1 protein-coding gene is annotated in these 14073 nt (G+C 66.3%); it reads left to right on the forward strand.

Features of this window, described 5'->3' with window-relative positions:
* Positions 1–42 precede the first annotated feature (42 nt).
* Positions 43–13989: a non-ribosomal peptide synthase/polyketide synthase gene (locus AB4O22_RS13505; protein ID WP_460096477.1), complete on the forward strand. Its 13947-nt coding sequence runs from the start codon at positions 43–45 to the stop codon at positions 13987–13989.
* Positions 13990–14073 lie beyond the last annotated feature (84 nt).

The raw sequence follows: 14073 nt of genomic DNA on the forward strand, positions 1-14073 counted from the left end.
GCCCCGCCATCACCGTTGCCCCTTTTACGCAGGACGCTTTCAATGACCACCGAAAAAACCACCGGTAACCCGATCGAAGACATTTACCCGCTGTCGCCGCTGCAACAAGGGATGCTGTTCCACTCCCTGCTGCACGAAGACTCCGGTGTGTACCTGATGCAGGATCGCTACCGCATCGGCGGGGCTATCGATGAAGGGGCGTTCCTCGAATCGTGGCGCCAGGTGGTGGCGTTGCACCCTTCCCTGCGCGCCAGTTTCCAATGGAAAAGCCAGAAGCAACCGGTGCAGGTGATCCATCGCCAGGTCAAGGTACCGCTGGACACCCTCGACCTGCGTGGGCTCGCCCCCCATGAGCAGGAAGCGCGAATCCGCACGCTGCTGGAAGACGAGCAGAAAGTCGGCTTCAACCTGTCGAAGCCACCGCTGATTCGCTTCCGGCTGGTCCGCCTGGGCGATGAGTCCTACGAATTCATTCGCAGCTTCCACCACATCCTGATGGACGCCTGGTGCATTTCCCTGGTGACCGTGGACTTCCTCAAAGTCTACGAAGCACTGTGCAACGACCGCACGCCAGAGCTGAAAAGCCCGCGGCCGTTTCGCGATTACATCCAGTGGCTGCAACACCAGGACGCGAGCGAGGCCGAGCAGTTCTGGCGCGGCCAGCTGCAAGGTCTCAATGCCCCCACGCCGCTGACCGTGGACAACGGCGTGACCCGCGACCGCTACACCGATGCGGTGCTGGTGGACGACCAACTGATTCACCTCGACGAACAGGAAACCCAGGCACTGGCGGCGTTCTGCCGCAGTCGCCGGATCACCCCGAACACGTTCTTCCAGGGCGTCTGGTCGCTGCTGCTATCACGCTACAGCGGGCAACAGGACGTGGTCTTCGGCGTCACCGTGGCCGGGCGCCCGGCCGACCTGACCGGTGTCGCGGAAATGATCGGCCTGTTCATCAACACCTTGCCGCTGCGGGTTTCGGTGGACCCGAGCGCCTCGCTCGGCAGTTGGCTGGGCGACTTGCAAAAGCTCAACGTCGACATGCGCGACTTCGAACACACGCCCTTGACCGACATCCAGGGCTGGAGCGATTTCCCCCGGGGCGAGACCCTGTTCGACAGCATCCTGGTATTTGAAAACGCACCCATCGACGAACAGATCCTCGAAGGCGGCTTCCAGTTCAGCCTCGAAGGCATGGACCACAGCGTGCACACCCACTACGGCTTGACCGTGGTGATCCTGCCGGGCGAACAGCTGGGCATCCGCGTCTCCTATGACCGCGAACGTTTCGAAGCCGCCACCGTGCAACGCCTGCTGGGCCACATCGCCAGCCTGGTGCGCAACATGCTCGCCGCACCCGAGGCGCCGTTGGCCAGCTTTGAGCTGCTGGCCGCCGACGAACGTCAGCAGTTGCTGGGCGAGTGGGCGCTCAACCCCCACGATTTTCCGCTGGAGCAAAGCTACGCCGAGCTGTTTGCCGCCCAGGTCGCTCAGCGCGGCGAACAGATCGCCGCGACCTGCGACGGGGAGTCGCTGACCTACGCCGAGCTGGACCTGCGCTCCACGCGCCTGGCCCACGCCCTGCGCGAGGCCGGCGCTGCTGAAGACCAACTGGTCGCGCTGGTAGCCCCCCGTGGTCTGGCGCTGTTGAGCATGATGCTGGCGGTGTTCAAGGCCGGTGCGGCGATGCTGCCCCTTGAGGTCAATCACCCGCCCGAGCGCCTGCGGGAAATCCTCGGGCTGTCCCGCGCCCCGCTCCTGGTCGCCAGCGAAGCCTACAGCGGCCTGCTCGATCAACTGCTCAGCGGCCTCGACCAGGCACCCGAGGCGCTGTTCGCCGAAGCCTGCTGGACGTCCGGCAACGACGCGCCACTGCCGGTGCTCGCCAGCCCCGACAGCCTGGCCTACGTGCTGTTCACCTCGGGTTCGACCGGTACGCCCAAGGGCGTGATGATCGAACAGCGCGGCATGCTCAACAACATCTTCGGCAAAGTACCGGCCCTGGGGCTCAGCGCCGCCGACCGGATTCCCCAGACTGCCTCGGTGGCGTTCGACATTTCGGTGTGGCAGTTCCTTGCCGCACCGGTGCTCGGTGCCACCGTGCACATCCTTGCGGATGAAGTTGCCCACGACCCGCAACGCCTGTTGCAGGTGCTCGCCAGCGAGCGCCTGAACGTGCTGGAAATCGTCCCGAGCCTGATGCGCACCTTGCTCGCGCTGTGCCCGTGCGACTTGCAACTGCCGGACCTGCGCTGGGTGTTGCCTACCGGCGAAGCCCTGCCGCCGACCGTGGCCCGCGACTGGTTCGCACGGTTCCCCGACATTGCCCTGATGAACGCCTACGGGCCGGCCGAGTGCGCCGACGACGTGGCCTTCCAGCCGATCCTCAAAGCACCGGGGGCCGAGGTCAGCCACATGCCCATCGGCCAGCCGACCGCCAACAACCGCCTGTATGTGCTGGACGAATCCCTGCGCCCGGTGCCGGTGGGCGTGGCCGGGGAAATCTGTGTCGGCGGCGTCGGCGTTGGCCGCGGTTACCTGCACGACCCGCAGCGCACCGTTGAAGCCTTTATCGACCACCCTCAACTCGAAGGTCGCCTGTACCGCACCGGTGACCTGGGACGCTGGCGTGCAGACGGGGTGATCGAATACCTCGGCCGCCGCGACCAGCAGGTCAAACTGCGCGGGCACCGGATCGAACTGACGGAAATCGAACACCGTCTCGCCCAGCACCCCAACGTACGCGAAGCCGCCGTCCTGCTGCGGGAAAACACCGTCGGCGAAGCCTGGCTGGTGGCGTACTGGTCGGCCCATGACGAAACCCTGGGCAGCGACGGCCTGAGCGAACACCTGCGCACGCAACTGCCGCCGTACATGGTGCCGGCGGCGTTCGTCTGCCTGGACAAACTGCCCCTGAACAACAACGGCAAGGTCGATCGCAAGGCCCTGGCCGCCCGGGAATTGGACTGGCAGGCCGACACCCAGCAAAGCATCGCCCCGCGCAACGCGCTGGAAACCACCGTCGCGTCGATCTGGGCCGAGGTCCTGGGGCGCGACACGGTGGGCGTGGAAGACAACTTTTTCACCCTCGGCGGACACTCGCTGCTGGCGACCCAGATCGTTGCCCGCCTGCGCACTCAGTTCAAGCTCGACCTGCCGTTGCGGGTGCTGTTCGAACAGCCGACCGTGGCCTTGCTGGCCGTGGCCATCGCCGCCCGCCAGGCCGAGGCCGCCGCGCCGCAAGCCAGCGCGATCAGCGTGCCCAAGGCCCAGCCACGCCCGACGCTGCTACCGCTGTCGTTCTCGCAACAACGCTTGTGGTTCATCGAGCAACTGACGCCGGGCACCACCCTGTTCAACATCCCGTTCGCCCTGCACCTCAAGGGTGAACTCAATGTCGAGGCGCTGCACGCCAGCCTGAACGACCTGCTGCTGCGCCACGAAATCCTGCGCACCGGCATCCACAGCACCGACGGCGTGCCGTGCCAGCGCATCAGCCCAGCGCTGGACATCGCGCTGCCCTTCGAAGACTTGTCGGGGCTGACCACCACCGCTCGCGCCGGCGCGCAGTTCAATGCCCTGCAAGACACCTTCGAGCTGCCGTTCGACCTGACCTGCCCACCGCTGCTGCGTGCGCGCTTGCTACGCCTGGCGCCGGGCGAGCACGTGCTCGGCATCGCCCTGCATCACCTGGTCTCGGACGCCTGGTCGGCCACCATCGCCCTGCGCGAACTGGCCCTGGGTTATGAAGCCCGTTGCAACGGCGCCCCTGCCAAACTGCCGGCCCTGCCGCTGCAATACGCCGACTTCGCCCTCTGGCAGCGCGAACACCTGCAAGGCGCCGAACTCAAGCGCCAACTCGACTACTGGACCACCACCCTCGACCGGCGCGACAGCGACGCCAGCCCGCTGCTGGCCTTGCCCACCGATCATCCACGGCCGTCGGTGCAAAGCTACCGCGCCGGGATCGTGCAGCGTGAACTCAGCGCCGACCTCAGCGCCCGGGTACAGGCCTTTGCCAGTCGCCTCGGCACCACGCCGTTCACCGTCCTGTTCGCCGGTTTCGCCGTGCTGATGCACCGTTTGAGCGGCGATGCCACGGTGCTGGTCGGCACCCCGGTCACCCACCGTGAACAGCCGGGCACTGAAGGCCTGCTGGGCATCCTGCTGAACAACCTGGCGATCCGCGCGGACTTCGAGCCGCAAGCCGGTTTCACTGCCCTGGTCAAACAGGTGGCCGAACGTCTGCGCAGTGGCCTGCTGCACCAGGACCTGCCCTTCGAGCAACTGGTGGACAGCCTGCAACTGCCACGCAGCCTCAGCCATGCGCCGCTGTACCAGGTGATGGTCGCCCAGCAACTGGCCATGGAGTCACGGTTGCGCTTCCCCGGGCTGGCATTCGAAGCGCTGGACACGCCGCTGCGACATTCCGAATGCGACTTGGACCTGCACGTGCTGTGCCCGGCCAATGCGCCGATCCAGCTGGAGTTGATGTTCGCCCTCGATCTGTTCGTCGCCGACAGCGCCCGCCAGACCCTGGCGCGCCTGGAACATCTGCTCGAACACATGCTCGCCGAGCCCCAACGCCCGGTCGCCGCCTTGCCGTTGCTGATGGACGCCGAATGGCAACGCACCGTGGTCGAGTGGAACCGCACCGAGATGGCGGTGCCAACGCACCTGACCTTCGCCCAGTTGTTCGAACAACAGGCCGAACGCACCCCGGAGCGTGACGCCCTGTGCTTCGAAGGCCGCAGCCTGAGCTACGGCGAACTCAACCGGCGCGCCAACCAGGTGGCGCATTACCTGCGCAGCCGGGGCGTCGGCGCCAACAGCCCGGTGGCGCTGTGTGTCGAGCGCTCGCTGGAACTGCTGGTCGGCCTGCTGGGCATTCTCAAGTCCGGTGGCGCCTATGTGCCGCTGGACCCGACCTACCCGGTGGATCGCCTGGCGTACATGCTCGAAGACGCGCAACCGGCACTGTTGCTCGGCCAGCAAGGCCTGTTGGAACAGTTGGGCGCCGAACTGCCGCGCTTGCGCCTGGACAGCGACGCAGCCCTGTTCGCCAACCAGCCGTACAGCAACCCTGCCCCGCTCGCCGGGCCGCAAGACCTGGCCTACATCATGTACACCTCCGGTTCGACCGGTAAGCCCAAGGGCACCCTGGTGACCAACGGTTCGGTGGTCAACCTGGCCTGGGCGCGTATCCATGGCTTGTATCGCCGCTACACCGACCAGCCGATGCGCACCAGCTTCAACTACTCGTTCGCCTTCGACAGTTCGGTGGCCGAGCTGATCCTGTTGCTCGACGGCCACAGCCTGTACCTGACCCCGGAAGACGTGCGTTACGACCCTGAGGCCCTGGCCGGATTCTTCCGCGACACCCGCCTGGACGCCTTCGAATGCACCCCGGCACAGCTCAAGGCCCTGCTCGAAAGCGACGGTGTTCGGCGTGGCGAGGTGTACCTGCCGCGCTTCGTGCTGTTCGGTGGCGATGCGGTGGACGCACAACTGTGGCAACGCCTGCCGTCGATTGTCGGCAGCCGCTTCTTCAACACCTACGGCCCAACCGAATGCACGGTGGATGCCACTGGTTGCGCGGTGGATGACTTCCCGCTGCGGCCAATCATCGGCCGGCCCATCGCCAACGTGCGCACCTACGTGCTCGATGCCTTCCTCAACCCGATGCCGGTAGGCGTCCCGGGGGAACTGCACATCGGCGGTGCCGGCGTGACCCTGGGCTACCTCAACCGCGCCGAGCAGACCGCGAAGGTGTTCATCGAAGACCCGTTCTCCACCGTGGCCGGGGCACGGATGTACAAGTCCGGTGACCTGGTGCGCTGGTTGCCCGACGGCCAGCTCGAATACCTGGGACGCATGGATCATCAAGTGAAGATCCGTGGTTTCCGTGTCGAGCTGGGGGAAATAGAAACCTTGATCGGCGCCCAACCGGGCGTGCGCCAGGCCGTGGTGCTGGCCCGTGAAGACGTGCCCGGCGACAAGCGCCTGGTCGCCTATGTGACGTGCGACCAGCAGGCCGACATCCATGCCTGGCGCAAAGCCATTGGCGCCGCCCTGCCCGACTACATGGTGCCCTCGGCATTCGTACTGCTCGATGAACTGCCGCTGACTGACAACGGCAAACTCAACCGCAAGGCCTTGCCGGCCCCGGACATCCAAGCCGCGCCAGACGCCCTCGATCCGCCCCGCAGCGCCGCCGAACAGCAACTGGCTGCCCTGTGGGCCGAGTTGCTGAAGGTGCCGTCTTCGCAGATCGGCCGTGACAGCCATTTCTTCTACCTCGGCGGCCACTCGCTGCTGGCGGCGACATTGTTTGCCCGCCTGCGCCAACAGTTCGCCAGCGTGCCGCCGTTGCGGGCGGTGTTCGAACACCCGACCCTCGACGCCTTGGCCGCGCTGCTGGGCGATCCCCGGCAAGCCCCGGCGGCGACCTTTGTCCCGGCACCGCGTCCGGCGCGCCTGCCGCTGTCGTTCGAACAGCAACGCTTGTGGTTCCTTGAACAACTGAGCACCGGCGGTGGCGAGTACAACGTGGTCAGCGCCGTGCAACTGGACGGCGAACTCAACGTCCAGGCCCTGCACACGGCCTTGAACAGCGTGGTCCAGCGCCACGAGATCCTGCGCAGCCGCATCGTGCGCGATAGCGACGGCGAGTTGGCGCTGGTGATCGAACCGCAGGTCGATATCAGCGTGCAAGTGACGGCACTGCACGCGACCAGCGACGAGCAATGGCAGCAACTGACCGACGCGGCGATCCACGCAGAAACCGGCCGCCGCTTCGACCTCGCCGCCGAAGTGCCGGTCCGTGCCACGCTATTGCAACGCAGCGGCGCTGCACAGTCGCTGCTGTTGCTCAACGTGCACCACTGCGCCACCGACGACGCCTCCAGCCAGAACCTGCTGGATGAACTGCGACAGTGCTACACCGCCCAGTGCCAGGGCGCCCCGGCAGCACTGCCAGGGCTGGCGCTGCAATACCCCGAGTACGCCCTCTGGCAGCGCGAACCCGGTCAACAGACCGCGTTCAGCAGCCAACTGGAATACTGGCGCAACCAACTGGAGGACGGCGACTACCTGCTGGACCTGCCAACCGAACAGGGCCGGCCAACCCAGCTCGCCCCGGCGGCCGGCGCGGTCCAACTGCAATTGCCGCCCGTCCTGGTGGAACGCCTGCGACAGTTCGCCCAGCACCGCGGCGCCACCCTGTACATGCTCATGCTCGGCGCCGCGCAATTGCTGTTGGGCCGCTACGCCAACCAGCGCGATGTACGGGTTGGCAGCCCGGTGGCCCAGCGTCCATTCGCCGAGCTGCAGCCGCTGATCGGCTGCTTCGTCAACACCGTGGTCATGCGTGCCGACCTCGATCCGGCGCTGGACTTCGAAGGTTTGCTCGACCAGGTGCGCAACCGTGTGCTGGATGCCCAGCAGCATCAGGACGTGCCCTTCGACCAGGTTGTCGAGCATTTGAAGCCTTCGCGCAGCCTCGGCCAGACGCCGCTGTTCCAAGTGTTGTTCGCCATGCAGAACGCCGACTCGTCGAGCCAGCCATGGCCGCAGTTGCGGGTCAGCGAACGCGCCGTGACCGCCCAGGCCACCAAGTACGACCTGAACTGGGAAGTGCATGACGGCGAGGTGCTGTCGGTGTTGCTGGAGTACCGCGCCGCGCTGTTCAGCGAAACCACGGCCCGGCGTTGGCTGGAACAATGGCAACAACTGCTGGAGGCGATGCTCGAAGCGCCACGGACCCGCCTCGGCGATTGGACACCGCTGCCGGCGGCAGAGCGTCACCGCCAACTGATCGAGTGGAACGCCACCGACCGCCACTACAGCGGCCCGACCAACCTGCACACCGCCCTGAGCCAACAAGCAGCCCTGAGCCCCAACGCACCTGCGCTGGTGTTCGAAGGCCAGCGCCTGAGTTATGCCGAGCTGGACCAGCGGGCGCAAGCCGTCGCCCGTGCCCTGCGCGCAACCGGTATAGGCACCGACAGCATCGTGCCGCTGTGCATGGAGCGCTCGGTGGAGATGGTCGTGGCCTTGCTCGGCATCGTCCATGCCGGCGCCGCGTGGCTGCCGCTGGATCCCGAACTGCCTGCCGCGCGCCTGGCGTTCCTGATCGAAGACGCCGACGCCCGGGTCACCTTGACCCAGGCGCAGTGGCTGTCGCGCCTGCCCGCCGAACATGACGCCTGGACGCTGGATGCGTTGCCAATCGCTGAAGTCGCAGAGCCGATCAGCGTCGACGCCAACGACCTGGCCTACGTGCTCTACACCTCCGGTTCCACCGGCCAACCCAAGGGCGTGATGAACGAACACGGCGCCTTGATGAACCGTCTGTACTGGATGCAGGACGCCTTCCCGATCGGCCCGAACGACCGTGTTCTGCAGAAAACCCCGTACAGCTTCGACGTGTCGGTGTGGGAGTTCTTCTGGCCGCTGATCACTGGCGCGACCCTGGTGGTTGCCCGTCCGGACGGTCATCGCGACCCGGCCTACCTCAGCCGGTTGATCCAGCAGGAACGGGTCACGACCTTGCACTTCGTACCGTCGATGCTGCGGGCCTTTGTCGAAGAGCCGAGCCTGGTCAACTGCCAGAGCCTGCGCCAGGTGTTCGCCAGTGGCGAAGCCCTGCCGGTGGACCTGGTCCGGCGCTTCATGGGTCAACACCCGGCGGCGCTGGTCAACCTGTACGGCCCGACCGAAGCGGCCATCGACGTCTCGGTCTGGCGTTGCTCGGCGGACGATGCAATCGTGCCGATCGGCAAACCCATCGCCAACCTGCGTTTGTACATCCTCGACGAAGCCCTGCAACCGCTACCGATTGGCAGCATCGGCGAGCTGTACATCGGCGGCGTCGGTGTGGCCCGGGGTTACCTGAAACGCCCGGACCTGACCGAGGAACGCTTCCTCGCCAGCCCGTTCGTGGCCGGTGATCGCCTGTACCGCACCGGCGACCGTTGCCGCTTCCTGGCCGATGGCAACATCGAGTACCTGGGGCGTCTCGACCATCAGGTGAAACTGCGCGGTCAACGCATCGAGCTGGGGGAAATCGACGCTGCGCTGCTGGCACTGGCCGGTGTTCGCGACGCCGCCACCTTGTTGCTGGACCAGCGTCTGGTGAGTTTCTGGTGCGGTGACGCCGATGAGGTCACCCTGCGTGCCGACCTGAGTGACAGCCTGCCCGCGCACATGCAGCCAAGCCTGTTCGTGCAGCTCGATAACCTGCCGCTCAACAGCAACGGCAAGCTCGACCGCAAGGCATTGGCCGCCACGCCGCTGCCACAAAGCCAAAGCGAGCAGCCGCGCACCGCGCCGCGCACGGTCACTGAAACCGTGCTCTGCGAACTGTTCAGCGAAGTGCTGGGTGGTGCGGAAGTCGGCATCGAAGACAACTTTTTCCAACTCGGCGGCCATTCCTTGCTGGCAACCCGCCTGGTCAGCCGGGTCCGTGAGCGCCTCGGGGTTTCCCTGCCCTTGCCGCTGGTGTTCGCCCAACCGACGGTCGCGGCCCTGGCCGAGCATCTGCGCGCGGCCATGCCCGGTGAGTCGATCAGCGCACAACCGCGCCCGGCGCAATTGCCCCTGGGCCTGGCTCAACGCCGGTTCTGGATGCTCAGCCGCCTGGTACCGGAGTCCCGCGAGTACCACATGCCATTCGCCCTGACCTTGCGCGGCGAGTTGCAGGTCGAGGTCTTGCGCGAGGCCTTTGCGCAGGTCAGCCAGCGCCACCTGGTGCTGCGCAGCCGTATCGTCGAAGTCGACGGCGAGCCGCAATTGCTGATCGACGACCACGGCCCGGCGCTCGCGGTCACTGGCGTTGCAATCCAGGACTGGGCAGCGACCTGTGCCAATGCCCAGAACGCACTGATGACGCCGTTCGACCTGGCCGCCGCGGCGCCTTGGCGGGCGCACCTGCTGCAACGCCAAGGCAGTGACGAGAACCTGTTGCTGGTATGCCTGCATCACAGCGCCACCGACGGCTGGGCCATGCAGTTGCTCATCGACGAACTGACCCAGGCCTACGCCGCCGGCCTGAACGGGCAGTCGCCCGCCTGGGCTCCGCTGGAAATCGACTACGTCGATTTCGCCCTGTGGCAACAGCACCCGGACACCCAGGCCCGGCGCAATGACAGCCTGGACTACTGGAAAAACCACCTGGGCCAGGACGACTACCAGCTCGACCTGCCCATCGACCATCCACGCGGCGCCGAAGCGGATCGCCGCGCCCGGCAACTCACCGTGCGCCTCGGAACCCAGCGCGCCGAAGCCGTCCGGCAGTTCGCCCGTCAGCGCGGCACGACCACCTACGTGGTGCTGGCCACGGCCCTGAGCGCGCTGCTGGCCCGCTACAGCGGTCAGCGGGAGATTCGTCTCGGCACCCCGGCGGACCAGCGTGACCATGGGCAAACCCAGACGTTGCTGGCCTGCCTGGTCAATACCCTGGTGATCCGCAGCGACGTCGACCAACGGGCCCCGGCCGAGCAACTGCTGGCCAGCCTCGAGGCCGACCTGCGTGCAGCCCAAGCCCATGCTGACCTGCCCTTCGCCACCCTGGTCGGTGCCATTGCGCAGAACCGCGACTTGAACCGCACGCCGCTGTTCCAAGTGCTGTTCTCCCTCAACTATGGCCGCATCGACAGCAGCCAATGGCCGGGGCTGAACGTCGAAGAACAGATGCTGCCGGTGATCGACGCCAAGTTTGAACAGAGCTGGGAAGTCCAGGACGACGGCAGCGACATGACGCTGGCGCTGGAATACCAATCGGCCTTGTACGACGAAGCGACGATGCAACGCTGGAGCGCGCAGTGGTGCGCGCTGCTTGACGCCTTGGTGGCCACTCCTGGACGTACCCTGGTCGAACTGTTCCCGCAACAGCAGGATCAGCAGCAACTGGACCGCTGGAACGCCACCGAGCGCCACTACAGCGGCCCGACCAACCTGCACACCGCCCTGAGCCAACAAGCAGCCCTGAGCCCCAACGCACCTGCGCTGGTGTTCGAAGGCCAGCGCCTGAGCTATGCCGAGCTGGACCAGCGGGCGCAAACCGTTGCCCGCGCCCTGCGCGCCGCTGGCGTGGGCACCGACAGCATCGTGCCGGTGTGCATGGAGCGTTCGGTGGAGATGGTCGTGGCCTTGCTCGGCATCGTCCATGCCGGCGCCGCGTGGTTGCCGCTGGACCCGGAGTTGCCTGCCGCGCGCCTGGCGTTCCTGATCGAAGACGCCGATGCCAAGGTCACCTTGACCCAAGCGCAGTGGCTGTCGCGCCTGCCGGCCGGGCATCAGGCCTGGACCCTCGACGCCCTGCCCCAAGCCCCAGCGTTCGAACCTATCACTGTCGAGGCCCACGACCTGGCCTATGTGCTCTACACCTCCGGTTCCACCGGCCAACCCAAAGGCGTGATGAACGAACACGGCGCCTTGATGAACCGTCTGTACTGGATGCAGGACGCCTTCCCGATTGGCCCGAACGACCGTGTTCTGCAGAAAACCCCGTACAGCTTCGACGTGTCGGTGTGGGAGTTCTTCTGGCCGCTGATCACTGGCGCGACCCTGGTGGTTGCCCGCCCGGACGGTCATCGCGACCCGGCCTATCTCAGCCAGTTGATCCAGCAGGAGCGGATCACGACCTTGCACTTCGTCCCGTCGATGCTGCGTGCCTTTGTCGAGGAACCGAGCCTGGTCAACTGCCAGAGCCTGCGCCAGGTGTTCGCCAGTGGCGAAGCCCTGCCGGTGGACCTGGTCCGGCGCTTCATGGGCCAGCACCCGGCAGCGCTGGTCAACCTGTATGGCCCGACCGAAGCGGCCATCGACGTCTCGGTCTGGCGCTGCTCGGCGGACGATGCAATCGTGCCGATCGGCAAGCCCATCGCCAACCTGCGCTTGTACATCCTCGACGAAGTCCTGCAACCGCTACCGATTGGCAGCATCGGCGAGCTGTACATCGGCGGCGTCGGTGTGGCCCGGGGTTACCTGAAACGCCCGGACCTGACCGAGGAACGCTTCCTCGCCAGCCCGTTCGTGGCCGGTGATCGCCTGTACCGCACCGGCGACCGTTGCCGCTTCCTGGCCGATGGCAACATCGAGTACCTGGGGCGTCTCGACCATCAGGTGAAGTTGCGCGGCCAGCGCATCGAGTTGGGGGAAATCGACTCAGCCCTGCTGAACCTGCCGGCCATCACCGGTGCCTGCACCCTGGTCATCGACAACCGCCTGGTGGCGTTCTACAGCAGTAGCGCCGCGCAACCGGACCTCGACACCCAGCTCGCGGCCGAGCTGCCGGCCTACATGGTGCCGGCGGTATGGGTGCAGATCCCGGCCCTGCCCCTGAGCACCAACGGCAAGATCGACCGCAAGGCCCTCGCCGCCCTGCCCTTGCCGAACACCCAGAAGGACTACGCGGCACCGCGCAACGATCTGGAACGCCTGCTCTGCCAGTTGTTCGGCGAGCTGCTCGGCGACACCTTGACCGGTGGCCGTGAAGTCGGCACCTCGGACAGTTTCTTCGCCCTGGGCGGTGACTCGATCCTCGGCCTGAAACTGATCTCGCGCTTGCGTGAACAGGGCTATTCGCTCACCCCACGGGACTTGTTCCGTTCGCCAACCCCAGCGGCCCTGGCCCACGTGACCACGGCGTTGCTGACCCAGGCCGAACAAGGTGACGTGACCGGGCCGATGCCGCTGATGCCATTGCACCAGTGGTTCTTCGACCAGCAGCAGGTCCAGGTCGCGCACTGGAACCAATCGGTACTGGCCGACAGCGACCGTCGCCTGGTGCCGGCCATCGTCCAAGCCACGCTGGATCGACTGGTCGCCCACCACGACGCCCTGCGCTTGCGTTTCACCGACGTCGACGGCCAATGGCAGGCGCACATCGCACCAGTGGCTGCGGCCCAACTGACCTGCTGCGAACGCCCGGAACAACTGCTGCAAGTTGCCCAAAGCCTGGACCTGCAACACGGCCCGCTGTTTGCCGCGGCGCTGCTGGAAGGTACCCCGCAGCGCCTATACCTGGTGGCCCATCACCTGGTGGTGGACGCAGTTTCCTGGACGCCGCTGCTGGAAGACTTCCAGCAGTTGTACCCGGCACTGGAGCGTGGCGAGAGCCCGACGTTGCCGGCGAAAACCACCACGTATCGTCAATGGAGCGAGCACCTGCAAGCCCATGCCGCCAAGGTCGCCGCCGAGCATCGCTACTGGAGTGCCCAGATCGGCGCTAACCAGCCGCCCATGGCCGCGGTCGCCGAACGCCAGACCCTGTCGGCCCGCTGGGACGCCAGCCGCACGCACCAATGGCTGACCGAATCCCATGCGGCTTACCGCACGCAACCGGAAGAACTGCTGATCGCCGCCCTCGCCGCGACCCTGGCCGAGGCCGAACAGCGCAGCGACATCGTGGTGGACCTGGAGCGCCACGGGCGTGACGCACCGTTTGCCGGGCTGGACGTCGGCCGCACCGTCGGCTGGTTCACCACCCTCTACCCACTGCGCGTGAATGCCAGCGGCGCCGCGGGCGATCAAGTGCGCAACGCCAAGCAAGCCTTGCGTGACGTACCTGGCCTGGGCCTCGGCTACGGCTTGCTGCGCCAGCGCGGCGAGTTGCCGGCCAGCCACGGTGATGTGCTGTTCAACTACCTGGGGCATGAGCAAACGCCAGAGGGCTGGTTGCGCGCCAGCAGCCTGACCCCGCCGCCGGACGTGGCCCCGGTGAACCGAGTGACCCACGCCCGTGAAGTGGTGGCCTGGCTGGAGGACGGCGTGTTGCGTGTCGAATGGCACAGCGTCACGCCAAATGCCGACAGCCGCTTGCCCGCTCGTCTGCTGGAACGTTTGCAGGCACTGGTCGAACACTGCCTCGACCCGCAGGCCGGTTCGCTGATGCCCGCGGACTTCCCGCTGGCCAAGGCGCTGAACCAGAAATCCCTGGACAAGCTGCTGGGCAAGCTCAAGACCAAACCCAATTCCCAAAACTAGCGAGCGATGCGGCGCCGCAGGTCTCAGACCGACCGACGCGGCGCCTTGATCGACTCACTTGAGTTTTCAAGACTTTGAAATGGA

Source organism: Pseudomonas sp. S3_B11 (assembly GCF_054667715.1).

Excerpts from the sequence above, each read along its gene's own strand:
- AB4O22_RS13505 (WP_460096477.1), top strand. The coding sequence starts at position 43 with ATGACCACCGAAAAAACCACCGGTAACCCGATCGAAGACATTTACCCG.